Source organism: Ensifer sp. Root423 (assembly GCF_001426275.1).
GTDB classification, from domain to species: domain Bacteria; phylum Pseudomonadota; class Alphaproteobacteria; order Rhizobiales; family Rhizobiaceae; genus Ensifer; species Ensifer adhaerens.
On the sequence record NZ_LMEG01000001.1, the window covers coordinates 129,875 to 150,391 of the forward strand.

18 protein-coding genes are annotated in these 20,517 nt (G+C 63.4%); 11 read left to right on the forward strand and 7 right to left on the reverse strand.

What is annotated here, in order from left to right:
• The first annotated feature begins 10 nt into the window (after positions 1 to 10).
• From ASD01_RS00650 to ASD01_RS00675, 6 genes are all read left to right on the forward strand, one after another.
• Positions 11 to 1,396 carry an aldehyde dehydrogenase family protein gene (locus ASD01_RS00650; RefSeq protein ID WP_034793564.1) on the forward strand — a complete coding sequence of 462 codons (1,386 nt, stop codon included), beginning with the start codon at positions 11 to 13 and terminating at the stop codon, positions 1,394 to 1,396.
• A complete protein-coding gene (locus tag ASD01_RS00655; RefSeq protein ID WP_034792313.1) occupies positions 1,393 to 2,538 on the forward strand; it encodes an iron-containing alcohol dehydrogenase in 1,146 nt (381 codons plus the stop codon). Before ASD01_RS00650 ends, ASD01_RS00655 begins: the two co-directional genes overlap by 4 nt.
• 238 nt (positions 2,539 to 2,776) lie before the next feature.
• Complete coding sequence (locus ASD01_RS00660) at positions 2,777 to 3,523, forward strand: ParA family protein (protein WP_051659244.1); 747 nt, start codon at positions 2,777 to 2,779, stop codon at positions 3,521 to 3,523.
• Positions 3,524 to 3,710: 187 nt separating this feature from the next.
• Positions 3,711 to 4,430 carry a ParA family protein gene (locus ASD01_RS00665; protein ID WP_034792347.1) on the forward strand — a complete coding sequence of 240 codons (720 nt, stop codon included), beginning with the start codon at positions 3,711 to 3,713 and terminating at the stop codon, positions 4,428 to 4,430.
• Between the two features lie 269 nt (positions 4,431 to 4,699).
• Positions 4,700 to 6,220 (forward strand): globin-coupled sensor protein, encoded by a 1,521-nt coding sequence (locus tag ASD01_RS00670; RefSeq protein ID WP_051659245.1) that lies wholly within the window; start codon positions 4,700 to 4,702, stop codon positions 6,218 to 6,220.
• A 204-nt stretch (positions 6,221 to 6,424) separates the two neighbouring features.
• Entirely contained in the window at positions 6,425 to 6,967 is a 543-nt protein-coding gene (locus ASD01_RS00675) for a GNAT family N-acetyltransferase (RefSeq protein ID WP_034793572.1), read from the forward strand.
• Between the two features lie 159 nt (positions 6,968 to 7,126).
• On the opposite strand, the gene ASD01_RS00680 is transcribed toward ASD01_RS00675, so the two are convergent.
• The 4 genes from ASD01_RS00680 to ASD01_RS00695 all read right to left on the reverse strand — a co-directional run bounded on the left by ASD01_RS00680 (position 7,127) and on the right by ASD01_RS00695 (position 11,572).
• Complete coding sequence (locus ASD01_RS00680) at positions 7,127 to 7,657, reverse strand: dihydrofolate reductase family protein (protein ID WP_034792349.1); 531 nt, start codon at positions 7,655 to 7,657, stop codon at positions 7,127 to 7,129.
• 156 nt (positions 7,658 to 7,813) lie between these two features.
• The gene (locus ASD01_RS00685; RefSeq protein ID WP_034792351.1) at positions 7,814 to 8,179 is read right to left on the reverse strand and encodes a hypothetical protein; all 366 of its coding nucleotides are present in this window, start codon (positions 8,177 to 8,179) and stop codon (positions 7,814 to 7,816) included.
• 262 nt (positions 8,180 to 8,441) lie between these two features.
• Positions 8,442 to 9,731 carry an NAD(P)/FAD-dependent oxidoreductase gene (locus tag ASD01_RS00690; protein ID WP_034792353.1) on the reverse strand — a complete coding sequence of 430 codons (1,290 nt, stop codon included), beginning with the start codon at positions 9,729 to 9,731 and terminating at the stop codon, positions 8,442 to 8,444.
• Positions 9,732 to 10,117: 386 nt separating this feature from the next.
• Complete coding sequence (locus tag ASD01_RS00695) at positions 10,118 to 11,572, reverse strand: L,D-transpeptidase family protein (RefSeq protein WP_034792355.1); 1,455 nt, start codon at positions 11,570 to 11,572, stop codon at positions 10,118 to 10,120.
• 164 nt (positions 11,573 to 11,736) lie between these two features.
• Here ASD01_RS00695 and ASD01_RS00700 point away from each other — a divergent pair, with 164 nt between their 5' ends.
• From ASD01_RS00700 to ASD01_RS00710, 3 genes are all read left to right on the forward strand, one after another.
• The gene (locus tag ASD01_RS00700) at positions 11,737 to 12,582 is read left to right on the forward strand and encodes a DUF4432 family protein (RefSeq protein ID WP_051659247.1); all 846 of its coding nucleotides are present in this window, start codon (positions 11,737 to 11,739) and stop codon (positions 12,580 to 12,582) included.
• 92 nt (positions 12,583 to 12,674) lie between these two features.
• Positions 12,675 to 13,013, forward strand: coding sequence for a protein tyrosine phosphatase family protein (locus ASD01_RS00705; protein ID WP_034792356.1), 339 nt, complete (start codon positions 12,675 to 12,677; stop codon positions 13,011 to 13,013).
• Between the two features lie 63 nt (positions 13,014 to 13,076).
• Positions 13,077 to 13,427 carry a cupin domain-containing protein gene (locus tag ASD01_RS00710; protein WP_034792357.1) on the forward strand — a complete coding sequence of 117 codons (351 nt, stop codon included), beginning with the start codon at positions 13,077 to 13,079 and terminating at the stop codon, positions 13,425 to 13,427.
• Between the two features lie 309 nt (positions 13,428 to 13,736).
• Here ASD01_RS00710 and ASD01_RS00715 read toward each other — a convergent pair whose 3' ends face one another.
• From ASD01_RS00715 to ASD01_RS00725, 3 genes are read right to left on the reverse strand one after another with little or no spacing between them, the layout of a single operon-like run.
• A complete protein-coding gene (locus ASD01_RS00715; RefSeq protein ID WP_034792359.1) occupies positions 13,737 to 15,383 on the reverse strand; it encodes a thiamine pyrophosphate-binding protein in 1,647 nt (548 codons plus the stop codon).
• A gap of 47 nt (positions 15,384 to 15,430) precedes the next feature.
• Positions 15,431 to 16,384 carry a DMT family transporter gene (locus ASD01_RS00720; RefSeq protein ID WP_034792361.1) on the reverse strand — a complete coding sequence of 318 codons (954 nt, stop codon included), beginning with the start codon at positions 16,382 to 16,384 and terminating at the stop codon, positions 15,431 to 15,433.
• An 11-nt stretch (positions 16,385 to 16,395) separates the two neighbouring features.
• Positions 16,396 to 17,331: an alpha/beta fold hydrolase gene (locus ASD01_RS00725; RefSeq protein WP_060528750.1), complete on the reverse strand. Its 936-nt coding sequence runs from the start codon at positions 17,329 to 17,331 to the stop codon at positions 16,396 to 16,398.
• A gap of 186 nt (positions 17,332 to 17,517) precedes the next feature.
• Between ASD01_RS00725 and ASD01_RS00730 the strand changes: the two genes are divergently transcribed.
• Entirely contained in the window at positions 17,518 to 18,300 is a 783-nt protein-coding gene (locus ASD01_RS00730; protein WP_060643518.1) for a ribonuclease T2 family protein, read from the forward strand.
• A 209-nt stretch (positions 18,301 to 18,509) separates the two neighbouring features.
• Complete coding sequence (gene ettA / locus ASD01_RS00735) at positions 18,510 to 20,159, forward strand: energy-dependent translational throttle protein EttA (protein ID WP_034792366.1); 1,650 nt, start codon at positions 18,510 to 18,512, stop codon at positions 20,157 to 20,159.
• Positions 20,160 to 20,517 lie beyond the last annotated feature (358 nt).

Below are 20,517 nucleotides of genomic sequence, written 5' to 3' on the forward strand. Positions count from 1 at the left end.
GAAGACGATCATGAGCATGATCAAGTGCATTTCGCCGGTGAACGGCGAGGTCTACGCAGAACGCCCGGCGATGCCGCTGGACATGGCAAAGCAGGTGGTTTCCCGCGCCCGCCAGGCGCAGAAGGCCTGGGCGCGCCGTCCGCTCGACGAGCGCGTCAATCTGGTTCTGGCCGGTGTCGCGCGCCTCAACGAGATGGTCGACGAAGTGGTGCCGGAGCTTGCCTGGCAGATGGGCCGGCCGGTGCGCTATGGCGGCGAATTCAAGGGCTTCAACGAGCGCTCGAACTATGTCGCGACCATCGCCGCCGATGCACTGAAGCCGCTGGTGATCGAGGAGAGCGACCGCTTCGAGCGCCGCATCGCCCGCGAGCCGCACGGTGTCGTCTTCGTCGTTGCACCTTGGAACTACCCTTACATGACCGCGATCAACACGGTCGCGCCGGCGCTGATGGCCGGCAACACGGTCATCATCAAACATGCGAGCCAGACGATCCTCGTCGGCGAACGCATGGTGCGCGCCTTCGTCGAGGCCGGCGTTCCCGCCGACGTCTTCCAGAACATCTTCCTCGACCACGAAACAACGGCGGCGCTGATTGCGGCCAGGAGCTTCGATTTCGTCAACTTCACCGGTTCGGTCGAAGGCGGGCGTTCGATCGAACGGGCGGCGGCCGGTACCTTTACCGGTCTCGGTCTCGAACTCGGCGGCAAGGATCCGGGCTACGTCATGGAAGACGCGGATCTCGACGCGGCCGTCGACACGCTGATGGACGGCGCCACCTACAATTCTGGCCAGTGCTGCTGCGGCATCGAGCGCATCTACGTGCACGAAAAGCTCTACGACGCCTTCGTCGAGAAGTCGGTCGCCTGGGTTTCCAACTACAAGCTCGGCAATCCGCTCGATCCGGAAACGACGCTGGGGCCGATGGCCAACAAGCGTTTTGCTGCCACCGTGCGCGAGCAGATCGCCGACGCCGTTGCCAAGGGCGCCAAGGCTCTGATCGACCCGAAGCTTTTCCCTGCCGACGACGGCGGCGCCTATCTCGCGCCGCAGATCCTCGTAAATGTCGACCACTCCATGGCCTTCATGCGCGAAGAGACCTTCGGCCCTGCCGTCGGCATCATGAAGGTGAATAGCGACAGCCAGGCGATCGAGTTGATGAACGATAGCCAGTATGGCCTTACCGCATCGCTCTGGACCAGGGATGCCGAGCGTGCCGCGCGCATCGGCGCCGACATCGAGACTGGTACGGTGTTCATGAACCGCGCCGACTATCTCGACCCGGCGCTTTGCTGGACCGGCGTCAAGGAAACCGGCCGCGGCGGCTCGCTTTCGGTCATCGGCTTCCAGAACCTCACCCGTCCGAAATCCTATCATCTGAAGAAAGTCACCGCATGACCATCACCGCCAACTGGAGCTATCCGACGTCCATCAAGTTCGGTGCCGGCCGGATCAAGGAGCTTGCCGACCATTGCAAGGCGGTCGGCATGAAGAAGCCGCTGCTGATTACCGATCGGGGCCTCGCGCCGATGGCGATTACGCAAAATGCGCTCGATATCCTCGAGGCCGCCGGCCTCGGCCGCGCGATCTTTGCCAACGTCGATCCGAACCCGAACGACATTAATCTCGCCGCCGGCGTGAAGGCGTTCAAGGATGGAGGCCATGACGGCGTCGTCGCCTTCGGCGGCGGCTCTGGCCTCGACCTCGGCAAGTGCGTCGCCTTCATGGCCGGGCAGAGCCGCCCCGTCTGGGACTTCGAGGATATCGGTGACTGGTGGACGCGGGCGAGCGTCTCAGGCATTGCACCGATCATTGCAGTGCCCACCACCGCCGGCACCGGCTCTGAAGTCGGCCGCGCCAGCGTCATCACCAATTCGGCAAGCCATGTGAAAAAGGTGATCTTCCATCCGAAGTTCCTACCGGCAGTCACGATCTGCGACCCGGAACTGACGGTCGGCATGCCCAAGGTGATCACCGCGGGCACCGGCATGGACGCCTTTGCCCATTGCCTGGAAGCCTATTCCTCGCCCTTCTATCACCCGATGTCTGCGGGCATTGCGCTTGAAGGCATGCGGCTGGTGAAGGAATACCTGCCGCGCGCCTACAAGGACGGCACCGACATCGAGGCGCGCGCCAACATGATGAGTGCGGCCGCCATGGGTGCCGTCGCGTTCCAGAAGGGCCTTGGCGCCATCCACTCGCTGTCGCATCCGGTGGGCGCGATCTACAACACCCACCACGGCATGACCAATGCGGTCGTGATGCCGCCGGTGCTGCGTTTCAACCGTCCGGCGATCGAGGACAGAATAGTGCGCGCTGCCGCCTATCTCGGCATTTCCGGTGGCTTCGACGGCTTCTACGACTACGTGCTGAAGTTGCGCGAGGAACTCGGCGTTCCGGACAAGCTCGCAGCCCTCGGCGTTGGCACCGACCGGATCGACGAAATGTCGGAGATGGCGATCGTCGACCCGACGGCCGGCGGCAACCCGGTCGAGTTGACGCTCGACGCCGCGAAGAAGCTCTTCCGCGAGTGCATCTGACCAATTCCCGACGCCTTTGCCCCCAGGCGAAGGCGTCGGCCTATCGGTTTAGTTAGCCCAAAAATACCACTTGCCATTGCGGCGGATCTGTCACCTAATCGTCATCGAACTGTCACGTTTCGGGCTCGCGGGGCGTTTTCTTTACGCTTTGTTTACCGCGGTCTGGAACGCTTGCATTAGGGTGTGCGTATGTATCGGCCCGCGAAAATCCGGGCCTGCGTTGAGTTAGGGTCGACCGATGGCGATTGTATCCCTCGCGAATGCGAAGGGGGGAGCCAGCAAGACAACGGCAGCCTTGCTGCTTGCCTGCGAATTCGCCCGGCGCGGCGATCGCGTTGCGGTTCTTGATTGCGATCCACTCGCCTGCATGACCGACTGGTTCCGCCACGGCCGCAACGATGGCAATCTCTTCGTTCTCTCAGGTGTAGCGACAACCACGCTCAGCGATCATCTCCGGCGGCTGCGCGGTCAGGTCGAGCATGTGATCATCGATCTCTCCGGGGCGGCCGACGTGCTGGTGGCGCTGGCGATCGGTCTTTCGGACCTGACGCTGATCCCGGTGCAGGGCTGTGTGATGGATGCGCGCGGCGCCATCCAGGTGCTGGACCTGATCCGCCACATCGAGAACAACGCGCGCGCCAACATCAACCACGCGGTTCTGCTGACCCGGGTCAACCCGATCGTGACGACGCGGGCGATGCGCCGGGTCAAGCTGCTGCTTTCGGAGAACCGGATCCGGCTCGTCGATACCCCGCTGGTGGAGCGTACGGCCTTCCGCGAACTCTTTGAGCGGGGCGACACGCTTTCCTCTCTCGACCCCGCGAAGGTCAGCAACCTTGCCAAGGCGCAGGCCAACGCCCAGGCGTTTGCGAATGACGTGCTGACCCTGCTCAGCCCGACAGGCGAGGCGGTGCGGCACGGGCCGTTCTCGTCGATGTGCTATCGATCACAGCACGTGAGCGAACCGGCAGTTTTGCCGGTCTGAGGCCAGAACTCCAGCATTTTCATCACCATAGCAGTGTCTCTGGCACGCAGCCTTAAGGCCGACTGTCAGGTTTGACGTGCCGGCGTTACCGTTTCGTTAACCAAATTCTGTAAGGTTTCGTTAAGAAGCGAACCACCGGCTGTGGCCGTCCGGTTCAGCGCGATACAGGCATAGAATGGGGAATATCATGGCGGTCATCACTTTCGCCAATGCAAAGGGTGGTGCGGGCAAGACGACCGCGGCGCTGATCCTGTCGACGGAACTGGCGCGGCAGGGGCACCGGGTAGTCGTCCTCGATGCCGATCCGCAGCGCTGGATCACCAGCTGGGCGGAGGCTTCCGGCCATATCGCCAACCTCACCGTCATTTCGCACATCACGCCCGGCTCGCTCGAATGTCATATCCGCGAGGCGAAGGACGAAGCGGATTATATCGTCATCGATCTCGCGGGCGCCAAGGACCAGATCGTAGCACTTGCACTCGCCATCTCTGACCAGGTGCTGATCCCGGTGCAGGGCTGCGCCATGGATGCCAAGGGTGCGGCTCAAATTCTTGAGCTGATCCGCCAGATCCAGGACCGTTCGGGCCTGCGCATCAACCATTCTGTGGTGCTCACCCGCGTCAATTCGCTGGTCACCACGCGTGCGCTGCAGACGATCAAGGCGATGCTCGCCGAGCGCGGCGTCTCGGTTCTCGACACGCCGATCGTCGAGCGCGCCGCCTATCGCGAGATCTTCGATTTTGGCGGCACGCTGCAGACGATGGATCCGAACCGCGTCAGCAATCTCGACAAGGCGCGGGAAAACGCAGCAGCCCTCGCCAAGGAAGTGCAGGCGCTGATGCCGGTCAAGACGCGCCGCTCCTGGGCTGCGCGCATGCCATCCTGGGCTTCGCGAAACGCCGCCTGATCCTTCGCCGTTCCACCGTTTATTGCGTATCAACCGGAATTGATATTCGTCAGTTCCGGTTGAGTTGTATTTCAGGCCTCGCGAAATAGCTGTTTCGCGTAAGGCTTCCTTTACCCTGCGCTTCTATCAGTGGCCCAGGACACAGCTTGCCCCTGCGACCGACTGAACAGGGCAACCAGCCGCCATGATTGCGGCCATGATCTCAGACGCTGCAGCGCCCTAGATCCTGTCTCCATGATCCAGAAATGAGCATGCAGGGAAGTTCGCGCATGAAAACGGAACACGCCGCTGCCGGCACGCAAGACGTTGCCGGTCGTCTGAATTTCATGGCGCTCGATGACGCCGCCAAGACGAGCCTGAAGGCGCTGAAGCCGATCCTCGAGAAGGAACTTAAACCCGCGCTCGACAAGTTCTACGTCAAGGTCAAGACGACGCCCGAGACCAAGCGCTTCTTCTCCTCCGACGCTCATATCGACCGCGCCAAGGGCGCCCAGGTCGGCCACTGGGCCAATATCGTCGATGCCAATTTCAACGAGGATTACAGCGCCAAGGTTCGCACCATCGGCCTGGTGCACGCCCGCATCGGGCTCGAGCCGCGCTGGTACATCGGCGGCTACGCGCTGATCGCCGAGCATCTGATCACCGAAATCGTCAAGGCGCACTGGCCGAAGGCCGGCCTGTTCTCGCGCAAGGGGACCTCGGCCGAGGACATGGGCGCGATGCTGTCGAGCCTGATCAAGGGCGTCTTCCTCGACATGGATCTGTCGATCTCCGTCTACATGGACGCCTCCGACGTCACCAAGCAACGTGCGGTGCAGGAAGAAGTGCTGGCTGCCGAACGCGCGCTGATCAGCAAGACCTTCGGCGCGGCGCTGAAGAAGATCGCCGATGGCGACTTGACGGCACGCATCGGTGGGGACCTGCCGGTTGCCTATCAGGAGCTTGGCGAAAATTTCAACCACGCGATCGGCGAGCTTGCACGCGCCATCGGCGGCATCGAGGCCGGCGCCAGCCAGATCCACACGAGCGCCAAGGAGATTGCGGCGGCTGCCGACGATCTGGCCCGGCGCACGGAACGGCAGGCGGCCAACCTTGAAGAGACGGCCGCTGCCGTCGAGCAAGTGACGCGCACGGTCAAGCAGACGGCCGAAGGCGCCAACCAGGCGAACTCGACCGTGATTGCCGCCCGCGCCAATGCCGAACAGAGCGGCGAGATCGTCAGCCACGCGATCGAGGTGATGCAGGAGATCCAGACGTCTTCCGCCAGCATCGCGCGGATCGTCGACGTCATCGACGAGATCGCCTTCCAGACCAACCTCCTGGCGCTGAACGCCGGCATCGAAGCGGCCCGCGCCGGCGAGGCGGGCAGGGGCTTTGCGGTTGTCGCCTCCGAAGTCCGGGCGCTGGCCCAGCGCTGCGCCGAAGCGGCCAAGGACATCCAGGGCCTGATCGCCAAGTCGCGCGGCCAGGTGGACGACGGCGTCAATTCGGTCAATCAGGTGGCGCAGTCGCTGCAGCAGATCGTCGCCCAGGTCGTCGAAGTCAGCTCCGTCTTCGGCGCCATCCGCGCCAGCACCGCCGAACAGGCAACCGGCCTGCAGGAGGTCAACACCGCGATTACCCAGATGGACCAGATCACCCAGCAGAACGCCGCCATGGTCGAGCAGGCGAACGCCGCAAGCCAGGCATTGACGGGAGAGGCCGAGCACATCGCCACGCGTCTGCGGGCGTTCCGCACGTCGGGTCAGGTGCAGGTCAGCGCCGGCTCGGGTTACCGCGCAGCGGCGTAATCGCGCCTTCCGTTCGAGAGACAACGCCTCGGGTCAGGGATGATCCGAGGCGTTTTGCTTTGCTGATCGCGGCGCAGTGATGTTGGGGGCAGCTTCACCGCGCGGCCAGGGACTTTCTACGCCGGAAGCGATCGATGGTGGCTTTCGCTCTTTGTCCCGATGGAATTAAGATGTCCGCGCTCTGCCTCGCCCGGACACCTGAAGTTGATCACGCCGCCCGTTGAACTAAAGACAAGCCGTCTTCACCTGCGTGCAGCCCGCTCTGAACACGCGGCGTCCGTGTTTACGGAATACACCGGCAACAGCATGGCAGCACGATTTTTGCCGCGCGGCGCTCATCCCGCACAATCCAGCACCGAGGCGGTCATCCATGCGTGGGGAGAAAGCAGCTGGGCGGATGGTGACCGCTTCATCTGGAGCATCATCGACCGCAGCGACCAGCGGCCGATGGGCCTCTTCCTCATGTTTGTGGATGGGGACGGCGCGGAAATTCACTATGGCATCGGTCCGGCCTATTGGGGACGGGGGCTGGCGACGGAAGCCGGTCTTGCGATTATGCATTGGGTCAAGCAGCAGTCACCCCTATCCGAGGTTCATACCATATGCGCGGCAGCACATGAGAGCAGCTGCCGTGTTCTCGAAAAGATTGGCCTGGTGCGTGGCCAGTTCCTGCCTGACGCCTTGTTGCTGAAGGCCACCGGAGAAAGGATCGACGGTTGGTCATATCGCTGGAGACGCTCCGAGTGAGGGCAAAGGCAGCACCAGCTTGCCGCCGCAGTTCGCGGCGCGCTCACCTGGCTTGAAAGCCAAGGTTGCAGCTGAAAAACGAACCGGGTCGAATGCGGATTTCACGCCGTTAGCGCGAAGCACAGAGCCGCGCGCTGACGGGACCGGCAAGTCCGGCGACTAAGCGGGAACGTAGACCAGCCGCACCACGTCCTCGCCGATCCGATCATGAGCGATCAGGCGGAGCCGCGGGCGGGGGCCGGCGAAATAGGGGTTGCCGTGACCAAGGACGACCGGGTGCAGGTAGATCCGGTACTCGTCGATCAAGCCCAGTTCGGTGAGGCTGTGCGCGAGGACGGGGCCCGCCACCTCGATCTCGCCGTCGTGCTCGGCCTTCAGCTTGCGCACGGCGCCCGCAAGATCACCGTCGACGAGCCGGGCATTGGGGCCGACGGACGCCGAGGAGCGCGAGACGACCCATTTCGGCTGCTTTCGCCACGCGGCTGCGAAGGCCTGTCTGTCCGCATCCCATTCCGGATGCTCGTCGTCCCAGTAGCGCATGATCTCATAGATCCGACGGCCGTACAGGCTGCCCGTCTGCTGTTCGGCCTCCTTGATGAAATGGCGGAAGAGCGTGGGACTTGGCGCAAACTCCATGTGGTCGACGTAGCCGTCCAGCGACTGGTTCATTCCGAACACGAGCTTAGCCATGGCCAGTTCCTTGTCTCGAATGGCCCGTTCGCACGGGTCTGCTTGCGACGTGCAATCGGTCAACGCTAAGCCGACTGATTTCAAATCGCAAGCGGTTTTTGGGCTTTGCCATCGACGGTCTCTACCGTGCACGGGCCACCGATGGTCGCTGCTGCGCTATTGCGAATTGGCCGCTGTCGGCCGTCTGCGTTTCGTCACGGCCTTTTCAAGGTGTTGATCGTACCAGTGGTCGGGGAATTTTATGTCCCACATCAGGTGGCGCAAGTCTCCGGCGTCGATATCTCGGTATCCCAGTTCCTCCAGCCGAAGCAGAAGCAACATATGATCGGTGATGACGATCAGCCGGGCGTGGTTGACGACCTGAAGCAGCGCCGGGCGCAATGCCGCATGGGATTTGAAGCCGAACGACGCGGCGATTGCCTCGTCCAGGTGGGATGACTTGATGTGCGGGTAACGATCCCGGAGGGACTTCTTCAGGGCGGCGATATTGGACGGCGAGAACCTGACCTGCGGGTGCAGCATGAGACGATCCGATGCTCCTGGTCGAAGTCTGCCGATTACGCTTCGACGTTGATGAACATGGTCGTCGAGTAAAGTTCCGCGGCCCTTCAACCCGGCAGCAGGTTTGGAGGGGTACCCGCGGCGGTCGCTACACCTCAGGGTTTCAATATTCAAGATAGGTCAGCATGGGCCGGCGCAATCCGGCTGGCGCGCATTTCACCCCGTGGCGAAACCGCATGGCATGGTCGCGAACCGAAATGAACGGTCCGCACCGTGCGCTACCTCAGAACCGACGGTCGATGAAGTGCTTGGCCTGGGCGCCTGCGTGGTAGAAGGCGGACTTCACGCCGCGCCAGGTGTCCGGGGTCACGGGCGTTTCGGCGAGCGGGATCGCCGAGGTTTCGCCGGTGACGTGGCTGGCGAGTGCGCGGCCGAAGACGGTGCCCGGCGCGATGCCGCGGCCGTTGTAGCCGCTGACGGAAACGACGTTGGGGGCGAGCGTGTGCATGGCCGGCAGGTTGTTGGTGGTCATGCCGATGCGGCCGTCCCACCAGTACTCAAACCGGAAATTGCCGATGAAGGGGAAGAGCTTGCGCAGCGAGCGGGCGGCAAAGGCGCGGTGCGTGCCTTCAGCGATCGCGTCGAGCCGGCCGATCGAGCCGAAGATCAGCCGGTTCTGCTGGTCCATGCGGAAGGAGGTCATGACGAGGCCGGTGTCCCAAGTGCCCTGGCGCTCCGGCAGGATGCGCTTGGCGACGGCGTCCGGCAGCGGATTGGTGGCGAACTGGAAATAGGGCAGGATCGTCAGTTCCTGCGTATGGGCCTGCCAGGGGCTCTCGGCGAAGAGGCCGCCATAGGCATTGGTGGCGAGGATCACCTGTTTCGCGCGGACCGTGTTGTTGCCGGCCTTCAGTACCCAGCTGTCGCCCTGGTGCTCCGCACCGGTCAGCGGCGTGTCGGTGTAGATCTCGGCACCGGCGGCAAGGGCAGCGCGGGCGAGCCCGCGGGCATAGGCGAGCGGCTGGATGGTGCCGGCGCGGCGGTCGAGCAGGGCGCCGGAAAAACCTTCAGCGCCGGTGAGCGCGTGCGCCCGCTCGGCCGAAAGCGCCTCGACCGGCGCGCCGCGCTTCTGCCACTGCGCTTCGCGGTCCTTGATCTCGGTGACGCCCTCGCTGCCGACGGCCATGTGCAGCGTACCGTTGCGCACCGCCTCGCAAGGCATCCCGTGTTTTTCCACGAGCGCATAGACCATCGAAGGGCCGTCGCCGAGTTCGGTCAGCAGCCGGTTGCCGGCCTCGGGGCCGAGCGTCGAGATCAGGTCGTCGGGCTTCACCCACATGCCGGCATTGACGAGGCCGACATTGCGGCCGGAGCCGCCAAAGCCGATCATCTTGGCTTCGATGACCGTTGCCTTCACGCCTTTTTCGGCCAGGTGCAGCGCTGCCGAGAGGCCGGTAAAGCCGCCGCCTATGATCGCCACATCGGTCGTCAGGTCCTGGCTGAGCGGCCTGGTCTCAGGGGCGGCCGGTGCCGTCGCATGCCAGAGGTTGGGCAGGGTGCGCTCCGTCGCCATTCAGGCCATCCTTCAAGTGCGGCCGCAGGTCGGCCATTGTCGTTGAGATATCCGGTGATAGCCGATTGCCGGAAAAATTCTCATGACAATGTTTCATGAAGTCATGATGGACGGGGAGAGCGGCGGGAGGGCTTTTGCACCCGGCGCTCGAAAAAAAACCGCAGCTGGGTCGTCGGCAGCTGCGGTCTTCGTAAATGGATAGGTCTGAAACGATTTAGCCGACGGGTCGGCGCAAAGAAATTTAAAAAAGAGTGCCTCGTCGTGGATGGTCGGCCAGGCAACTCCATCATCTATGCTGCAGGCGCGAAGTCACTCACCCAATTGGGGGAAGCCTCAAGAAAAATGCCAAAAAAACAACGGTTCGGTTAACGGGCGGCCGGCTTCGCTCAGTCGACGAACTCGACCGTGACGCCCGTGCTCACCATCTTGGCAAGCTCGGTCGCGTCCCAGTTGGTCAGGCGCACGCAGCCATGGCTCTGGGTCTTGCCGATCTTCGAGGGTTCCGGCGTGCCGTGAATGCCGTAGGTGGGCTTCGAGAGCGCGATCCAGACCGTGCCGACGGGACCGTTCGGGCCCGGCTGCAGGGTCAGAATCTTGTCGTTGTTGCCCTGCTTGAAGTTGATCTTCGGATTGTATGTGTAGCCCGGATTGAGCGCGATGCGCTCGACATTGACCGTGCCTGACGGAGACGGCGTATCGGACGAGCCGATCGTTGCCGGATAGGCGGCAATCAGCTTGCCGGCGTCGTCATAGGCGAGCACCTGCTTGCGCGCCTTGTCGGCGAGGATGCGGGCGACCTTGCCGGTCTTGTTGGCGCCGGGGTTGATCACCTTGATGATCGTGCCTGGAATGGTGAAATCGACGCCCGGGTTCAACTCGCGCAAATAGGCCTCGTCCATGTGGAACTTCTCGCCGAGCATTTCCGTCGTCGAGGTGAAGGACATGTGCGGCAGCATCGCTTTGTGCGCGTAATCCTCGGGGATCGACGCGACATAGGGGCCGGCGGCGTCGGCGGCCGTGATCGTGTAGCTGGTGATCGGCATGCCGCCGTTCATCCGCAGCCGCTCGAGAATGTCGTCGGTGTTGTTGGGATCGAGCGTTTCGCCGGTCGACTGCTGAAAGGCTTCGATCGCCTTGGTGACGTTCGAGCCCATCTTGCCGTCGATCACGCCCGGCGAAAAACCTTCGCGGTCGAGGAAGACCTGAAGTGCTGTGATCTCGGCGCGCGACTTCGACTTGACCGAGATCGCGGGCGGCATCGATTGGCGCATTGGGTTGCCGTCGTTCGGATCGACGGAAGCCTCCTGGGTGCCGTCGATCAGGCCGGGTAGGCTGTTTGGCAGTTCGTTGCCGTCGGTCGACGGCGGAACGACGTCGCGGTAGTCGGGAACGGAGCCGGTGACGTCGCCGGGCTCGGAATAGCCGTAGCCGCGCTCGGTTTCCCGGTAGCGTCGGTTGGAATAGATATCCACGTCACCCTGACGGCGATAGCCGCCGTAATCGCCCTGACGGTTGCCGCCGTAGTCGCGTTGGCGGCCGCGATTATTGGGCACCACGGTTGCGACCACATTACCCCAGCTGTCGATCAGAAGCGTGCGGCCGCGGCTGTCGCGCATGGTCTGTACTTCGTCGGAGCGGGGTACATAATCGAGGATTTCACCGTCGGGCGTGACCAGCATGACATCGTCGCCATAGCGATTGTAGCCGCGATAGTCCTGCGCGAAGGCGGCCGTCAGATCCACGGCAAGAAAGCCGACTGCGGCGAGGAGCGAGAGGCCTGTGCGGGTCGCTGACGTCACGAGAGAACCTGTTTTCATTGTGGTGAATGTGGCGCGATACATTTCGATTTCGACGTTAATGTGAAAAAAATGAATTCATCATGAACAAGCAGTTAAATTCTATCTAGGCGGCGCAATCCCGGGCTTCAACCGGTGAAATGCGTCTCTCCTCAGCTATCATCTCTTTGTGATTGCAGTGATTCTGCGGCCGATTTGAGGAAGAGAACATGCTGAAGACGCTCGAAGAACCACAGGATTTTCAAGAGAATCATGTGCTGTTCGACCGGCTCTCGGCGCTCGATATCGCCGCCTTCGTCGTCGACGGCGTCGACCTGTCGCCGGGTGCTGCGATCCCGTCGGATGGGGACCCGAGGATCGACCGGGCGCTGGCCGGTTTTCTCTTTACCTGCGGTCCAGACCATATCCGCCATCCCGAGGCGATCGAAGGTGGCGCGGAAGGCGCACGCTATCCGCTGCACGGGTCACTGGCCGGAACAGCCGTCAGCCACATGGAGATGGCGAGCGACGGGGCCGAGTGCACGGCGACGATCGAGGTGGCGCTCGCCGATGGCGGGCGGGCCCGGGTCGAGCGGCGCTGGCGAATCGATGCCGCGCGGCACGAAGTGGTGCTCGAAGATCGCGTCGTCAATTCCGGCGTCACCGCCTTTCCGCCTGTCATGATGTATCACCTCAACATTGGCGGCCGGTTGCTCGGGGACGAGACCCGCATCGTCAGCGCTTCGCTTGCAGGCGGGGAGAGCGCCTGGTGCTTCGGCACCGGCGAGAGCGCACATTTCTGCCTGCCGGCGGCCGTCGGTTCCGATGGCTGGTCGGAGGTCACGCTTGCGGATCTCGCGGGGCTCGGCGGCCGAAATCTGAAAGTGCGGTTCCGGGCCGATACTTTGCCCTTCCTGCAGATGTGGCGCTGCCAGCGCGGCGAGGCCAACGTGATCAGCATCGAGCCGGTATCGCACCGGATCGCCAAACGGCCGGAGTTGGCCGCGGCCGGGGAACTGACACCGCTTCAGCCGGGCGAGGCGCGCAGCTACGCCATCGCCTTTTCGGTCGTCTGATCCTGCGCCTTGACGATGCGGCTTTTGAATTGACGGGAGATAAGGCTGCGCCTACATCAGAGGCCGGGAAATTTGCCTCAAGGAAGACGACCATGGACATCCGCCAGATCAACGACGAATACTCGGTTACCGGCCAGATCGCGGTCGAGGACCTCGACCAGATCAAGGCGCTCGGCTTCAAGTCCATCGTCTGCCACCGCCCGGACTTCGAGGCGCCGGACCAGCCGACCTTTGATTCCATCGCCGCCCGTGCCGAAGAACTCGGCATCGAAACCAAGCACATTCCCGTCGGCCCGATGGGCGTGACCGCCGATGCCGTGAAGAGCATGGTCGACGCGCTCGACGAGTTCCAGCGGCCGATGCTCGGCTATTGCCGTTCCGGCGCGCGCTCGACGGCCGTCTACCAGCAGACCCAGCATATCCGCGGCTGAGCCACGCAAAATCCAAACTCTCGCGCTCGGCCGCATCGTTCCATCTGACAGTGGAGGATCGGCATGGCCGAAGCGTATCTCATTTCGCGGGAGCAATGGGCGGATGAGCCCGACGCCTGGAAGGGCGAATTCGAGGGCGGCGCCTATGGCGCAGGCCTTTCGGTGATCTTCGTTTCCACCGACGAGATCGGGTACGGGCCGAAATTGCACCGCCATCCCTATCCGGAAACCTTCATCGTCCGCGTCGGCCGCGCCCGCTTCACCGTCGGCGACCGCATCATCGATGCCGAGGCCGGTCAGATCGTCGTGGCGCCGGCCAATGTGCCGCACAAGTTCGAGAACCTCGGGCCGGGGCGCCTGGAGACGACCGATCTGCATGAGGCCGGTGCGTTTTCGACGGAATGGCTGGAGTAAGCGGCTGGACGTATCTCGCAGGCAGTTAGCGGGCGTGATCGTTCCCCGCGCCGCCGAGGCGGCGCTGCTGGACTCCTGTGACAAACGCAGGAATGAGGGAGGTATAATGGTGGCCGATCGGCGTTCAATTGGCGCACGACGCCCTGAGAAGCGTCGCTTCGCCCGCGCGCTCGCAGGCACAGAAGCGCGGGCGCGTGGGTAGAAGGGCCCTATCGCAAATGCTCCATCGCCCTCATTCCTGTGCTTGTCACAGAAATCCAATCACGGCGCGTCTGCGCCGTGATTGGACCCTTCACGAACAAGACTTGCTCAGCCCGCCCTGATCTCGCTTAGCGTGCGCGTCGGGGTGATCGCTTCGGGATCGAGCTTGATCTCGATGATCGCCGGCTTGCCGCTGGCGCGCGCCCTGAGGAAGGCGTCGGCAAACTCTTCCGTCTTCTCGACCGTCTCGCCGTGGCCGCCATAGGCGCGGGCAAGGGCTGCGAAATCCGGGTTGGTGAGATCGGTGGCGCTGACGCGGCCGGGATAGTCGCGCTCCTGGTGCATGCGGATCGTGCCGTAGATACCGTTGTTGACGACGACGGTGATGATCGGCAGGCGGTAGCGCACGGCGGTTGCGAATTCCTGGCCGTGCATCAGGAAGCAGCCATCCCCGGCAAAGCAGATGACTTCGCGATCCGGATGCAGCTGCTTGGCGGCGACCGCCGCCGGCAGGCCGTAACCCATTGAGCCCGAAGCCGGGGCTGCCTGGGTGGCGTAGCGGCGGAAGCGGTGGAAGCGATGCACCCAGGTGGCGTAGTTGCCGGCGCCGTTGGTGAAGATCGTATCCTCCGGCACGTTCGCCTCGATCCAGTTCATGATCGGGCCCATCTGCACCGCGCCCGGGCCGGTTTCCGGCGGGGTCGACCACTTGAGATAGGCGGCGTGCATGGTCTCGGTGCGTGCGGACCAGCTCGGTTCGCTCGGCGGTGCAAGGCTTTCGAGCGCGGCGACGAAGTCGCGCGGGCTGGCGGCAATCGCCAGCTCCGGCCTGTAAACACGGCCGAGTTCGGAACTGTCAGGATGCACATGCACCAGCGTCTGGTGCGGGTAGGGGCTGTCCATCAGCGTGTAGCCGGACGAGGGCATTTCCGAGAAGCGGCCGCCGATAAGCAGGATGAGATCCGCTTCCTTGACCTCTTTTGCCAGAGCGGGGTTGATGCCGATGCCGACGTCGCCGGCGTACATCGGGTGCAGGTGATCAAACAGCATCTGGCGACGGAAGGAGCAGCCGACCGGCAGCTTCCAGCGTTCAGCGAAGCGCTGGAATTCAGCAACGCTTTCCGCTGTCCAGCGAGTGCCGCCGAGGACGGCGATCGGGCGCTTGGCGTTGCTCAGCATTTCGCCGAGCCGCTTCATCTGCGCCGGACCTGGATGACCCTCGACCGGCTGGTAGGGTTTGGCGGCGGGCGCCTCGGCGCTGCGGGTCAGCATGTCCTCGGGGAGCGTCAGCACGACAGGGCCGGGGCGGCCGGACGTGGCGACCGCGAAGGCGCGGGTGACGAATTCCGGAATGCGGGCGGGATCGTCGATCTCGCCCACCCATTTGGCGACCTCGGTGAAGGCGCGGCGGTATTCGATCTCCTGGAAGGCCTCGCGCTCGCGCGCTTCGCTCTGCACTTGGCCGATGAAGAGGATCATCGGGATCGAATCCTGCTTGGCGACATGGAGGCCGGCGGAAGCGTTGGTCGCGCCAGGGCCGCGGGTCACCATGCAGATGCCGGGCTCGCCGGTCAGCCGCCCCCAGGCATCCGCCATCATCGCGGCCCCGCCTTCCTGGCGGCAGACGAGCACGTCGATGTCGGTGTCGTAGAGCGCGTCGAGCACGGCGAGATAGCTTTCCCCCGGCACGCAGGCGATGCGCTTCACCCCGTTGGCGACGAGCGCGTCAACGATGAGCTGACCTCCAGTTTTCATGATATTCCTCCCGATGGTCTTTCTTTTGTTTTCAGATGGCTTTGTTGTCAGATGGCTGGCGACACCGGAGCGACGCTCGTGTCCTTGTGCACGCGGCGCTCGCGCCAGATGATGTAGAGGCCGGAGCCGATGATGATGGCGATGCCGAGCCACTTCAGCGCGTCGGGCAGGTCGCCGAAGACGAGCCAGCCGAAGATCGTGGCCGAAACGATTTCGAGATACTGCAGCGGCGCCAGCACCGAGGCCGGGGCGGCGCGATAGGCATAGACGCCGAGCACGCCTGAAATGGTGGCGGTGACGCCGACGCCGAGCAGGTAATACCAGGTGTACCCTTCTGGCCAGACCGGATCGAAGATGCCGGAACCGGTGCCTTCGCCGAAATAAAGCAGCACGAGACAGAAGAGCGCGCCCCAGACGCCGGCGTGAAACTGCATCGACCAGGGGTCCTCATTTTGCGCGACCATGCGGGTGACGAGCAGGAAAACGGCAAGGCCAAAGGCGGCCACAACAGGCAGAAGGGCGATCCAGCCGACCTCCTGCATGCTCGGCTGGATGACGAGCAGCGCGCCGAAGAAGCCGACGCCGCAGGCGGTGTAGCGCCGCCAGCCGATCGTCTCCTTCAGGAAGATGCTGCCAAGGATCGTGAGGATGATCGGCTCGACGAAGAAGATCGCGATCGCGTCGGCGACTTCCATGACCTTCAGCGTGGTAATGAAGGAGAGCATGGTCACGACCAGCAGACCGCCGCGCAACGCGTGCAGCCCGGTCTTCTTCCAGGTGAGATCAAACAGGCTGCCGCGGAAGAGCACGATCGGCAGGATGAAGACGACCTGCAGCAGAAAGCGCACGGCGGTGATTTCGGCCGAGGGAACGGTGGCGATCGCGAGCTTGGCGAAGATGTCGATCAGCGGCGACAGAAGCACCGAGATCACCATCAGTGTCAGCCCGAAGGAGATGCGGTTGTGGTCGGCGGCGATCTTGGGAAGCGACATGTCGGCCATGATATTTCCGGTCAGCGCCGCCCTGCGACGGCGCGCAGGCACCAGGCGGCAAAGTCGGCCGTCGCCTCGTCCCGGCCGAGTTCGTTCAGTGTTTCGTGGCGCATGCCGTCATAGACGGTGACGCTAACGTCGCTGAGACCGGCGGCTTTCATCTTCGTGCCAAGCCAGCGGACGGCGTTGCCCATCTCGGTCGACGGGTCAGCGCTGCCGCCGACGAGATGAATGGGCAGGTTTTTCCGGAGCCGCGCCAGCCGGTCGGGCCGGGCTCCATCGAAGGACAGGCGGAAAAGATCGAGCCAGAGCGAGACCGTCGCATCGAAGCCGCAGAGCGGGTCGGCGGCGTATTTGGCGACCTCGGCATCGTCGCGCGACAGCCAGTCGAGATCGGTCTTGCGATCCTTGATGGCGCCGCCCCACATGCCGAAGGTGAGCTTGGTCAGAAGCGGGCTCGGCACGTCAGACCCTTTGAGCGCCTTTTCGATCTTCAGGATCACCTGTCCGCCACGGCCGGCAAGGCCCGGCCGGAAGTTGGAGTTCCAGACGGCAAGCGCATCGTAGAGGCCGGGATCGGTTTCGGCGGCATTGAGCGCGATCAGTCCACCCATGGAATGGCCGAAGAGGATGACCGGCAAGCCCGGATGGGCGGTGGTCGCAATCTCCCGCACTGCCCGGATGTCCGCGAATATCTTGTCGAGGCCGTCGCGGCTTGCGAACATCCCAAGCTGGGCGTCAGGCGCCTGCGTCGCGCCGTGGCCGCGATGGTCGTGGGCATAGACATGGAAGCCGTGGCCGGCCATCGCCTCGGCAAAGCGGGCATATCGGCCGGAATGCTCGGCAAGGCCATGGCTGACGAGAAGGATGCCGCGGGCTTCTGTGGTTGCCGGAAAATGCCGCCAGCTCAAGCTGGCACCGGTCGGGCTCTGATGCGTCTTCACCTGCCCGAACATCTCTACTCCCGGAAGCAATCGACAGACCTTTGAGATTTCAAATCGATTTGCGTGGCAAAGGCAATCGCCGCTTGTTGATCGTTGCGCATGAGGTCACAAGCGATTTGACGGTGCATTACATTAGGGGTTGCAATTTTCCCGTTTTGGGCGATATTTGTTCCCGTTTTGTTTTTGCGGGAGGATATCATGGTCCGTTTTTGTAAAGCGATATCAGGTTCTGTGGCGGGCATCCTAGCAGCGCTGACGCTGTTGCTTGGTTCCGGCGCCTTTGCTGCCGGTGAAGACGCATCCAAGGGTGCTCCGCCGGCGAGTTCAACCAGCCGCACCGACTACGTGCTGGCGGTCAGCTGGCAGCCCGGTTTCTGCGAGACGCGGCCGCAACGCAAGGAATGCGAGAGCCAGACGGCGGAACGCTTCGATGCCACCAACCTCTCGCTGCATCGCCTGTGGCCGCTGCGCAAGAGCTATTGCGGGGTCGCGGCAGAAGCGCGGGCAACCGACCGCAAGGGCAGCTGGCTGGAGCTGCCGAAGCTTGCCATGGCCGACGACACCGCGGCGCGGCTGCTTATCGCCATGCCCGGCGTGCAATCCGGTCTCGACCGGCACCAGTGGCTGCGAAGCGGCACCTGCCAGAGCGGCTCGGTCGACGACTATTTCTCGGTGCAGCTGCGCATGCTGGAAGAGCTCAACCGCTCGGCGGTCGGGGCACTTTTCCGCCAGCGTGTGGGTGCGGAACTCGATGAGGCGGCGATCAAGCAGGCCTTCGACCAGAGTTTTGGCGCTGGAGCCGGCGACCGGGTGCGCATGCGCTGCCAGACCGTGCAGGGCCGCAGCATCATCACCGGGCTGACGATCGGGCTCACGGGCGATGTCATGAAGGCTGCGAGCCTCGGGCCGCTGATCCAGGCCGCAGGCACGACCGAGTTCAAGTGCGCCAAGGGTATCGCCGATACTGCCGGTCGCGGGTAGGGCGTTTCGCCCGGTCGGCCATGGCAGCGCCTTATGGTGCGGCCTTGACCGCGCCGGCTTTAGGCGCCTTCCGGGAGAGCCTGCCGGGCGTTCCGATCGGGATGTTCGTTTTGGGATAGGGCGGGGGCGGATGCCTTTGATCATTGCCCCCTTCCTATAATTCGCCTACATAGCGGGCAAATTTCCTTATCCCTGCGGAGCATTCCCTCATGGCACGTCAGTTCATCTATCATATGGCCGGACTTAATAAGTCCTACGGCGCGAAGAAGGTTCTCGAGAACGTTCATCTGTCGTTCTACCCGGATGCCAAGATCGGTATCCTCGGCCCGAACGGCGCCGGTAAGTCGACGGTTCTGCGCATCATGGCCGGCCTCGACAAGGAATTCACCGGCGAGGCCTGGGTGGCCGAAGGTGCGACCGTCGGATACCTGCCGCAGGAGCCGCAGCTCGATCCGACGAAGACGGTGCTTGAAAACGCCATGGAAGGCGTCGCCAAGAAGAAGGCGATCGTCGACCGCTACAACGAACTGATGATGAACTATTCCGACGAGACGGCGGAAGAGGGCGCCAAGCTCCAGGATATCATCGACAGCCAGAACCTCTGGGATCTGGAAAGTCAGGTCGAAATGGCCATGGAAGCGCTGCGCTGCCCGCCGGGCGACGCGGAAGTCACCAACCTGTCGGGCGGTGAAAAGCGTCGTGTTGCGCTCTGCAAGCTGCTGCTCTCGCAGCCGGACCTGCTGCTCCTCGACGAACCGACCAACCACCTCGACGCCGAGACGATCGCCTGGCTCGAAAAGCACCTGCGCGAGTATCCGGGCGCCGTGCTGATGATCACCCACGACCGTTACTTCCTCGACAACGTCACCGGCTGGATCCTCGAGCTCGACCGCGGCCGCAGCATCCCCTACGAGGGCAACTACTCGGCCTACCTGGTTGCGAAGGCCAAGCGCATGCAGCAGGAAGGTCGCGAAGAGGCGTCCCGCCAGAAGGCGATCGCTCGCGAACAGGAATGGATCGCATCCAGCCCCAAGGCTCGTCAGGCCAAGTCCAAGGCGCGTATCCGCTCCTATGACGAACTGGTCAACGCGGCGGAAAACCAGCGCCCCGGCGACGCGCAGATCATCATCCCGGTCGGCGAACGTCTCGGCCAGGTGGTCATCGAGATGGAAGGCGTCACCAAGGGCTATGGCGATCGCCTGTTGATCGACGGCCTGTCGCTGAAGCTGCCGCCGGGCGGCATCGTCGGCATCATCGGCCCGAACGGCGCCGGTAAGACGACGCTCTTCCGCATGATCACCGGCCAGGAACAGCCCGACAGCGGCTCAATCCGCATCGGTGATACCGTGCACCTCGGCTATGTCGACCAGAGCCGCGACGCGCTCGACGGCAACAAGACCGTCTGGGAAGAAATCTCCGGCGGTGCTGAAGTCATCAAGCTCGGCAAGCACGAGATGAACTCGCGCGCCTATTGCTCGACCTTCAACTTCAAGGGCGGCGACCAGCAGCAGAAGGTCGGCAACCTCTCGGGCGGTCAGCGCAACCGCGTTCACCTCGCCAAGATGCTGAAGAACGGCGGCAACGTGCTGCTGCTCGACGAACCGACCAACGACCTCGACACCGAGACGCTGGCAGCGCTCGAAATCGCGCTCGAAAACTTCGCCGGTTGCGCCGTTATCATCAGCCACGACCGCATGTTCCTCGACCGCCTGGCAACGCACATCCTCGCTTTTGAAGGCGACAGCCAGGTCGAGTGGTTCGAAGGCAACTTCGAAGACTACGAGAAGGACAAGATCCGCCGCCTCGGCCCGGACTCGGTCAACCCGAAGCGCGTCACCTACAAGCGCCTGACGCGCTGATTTCAGCCGCCGCCATATCGTGGCGCTGGACCTTGCTGCGTCCGTTGAAGCGGGCGCTGCAACATTTGCTCTAGGAACGGGCGAGGCGCAGGCTTCGCCCGTTTTCCTTTGTCTCCTGACCTGAGGCGAAGACCAGCTGTCGCTCGGTTGCGCGCCAGGGTCTGTTTATCGCTGTGCCCGCGTGGGGGATGAACGTGCGGGACGCTCCAGGGGTCGGCGTAGCGATCAGCTCTGCGATTGCCGTCCCGATGGCGGGCGCGAACGGGCGTTTGCAGGTTTGTCTATCGCTGCGGCGAGATGGGCTGGCGGATGACGCGTACCTCGGGCGGCAGAGGCGCGGATAGGGTGGCGTCCCAAC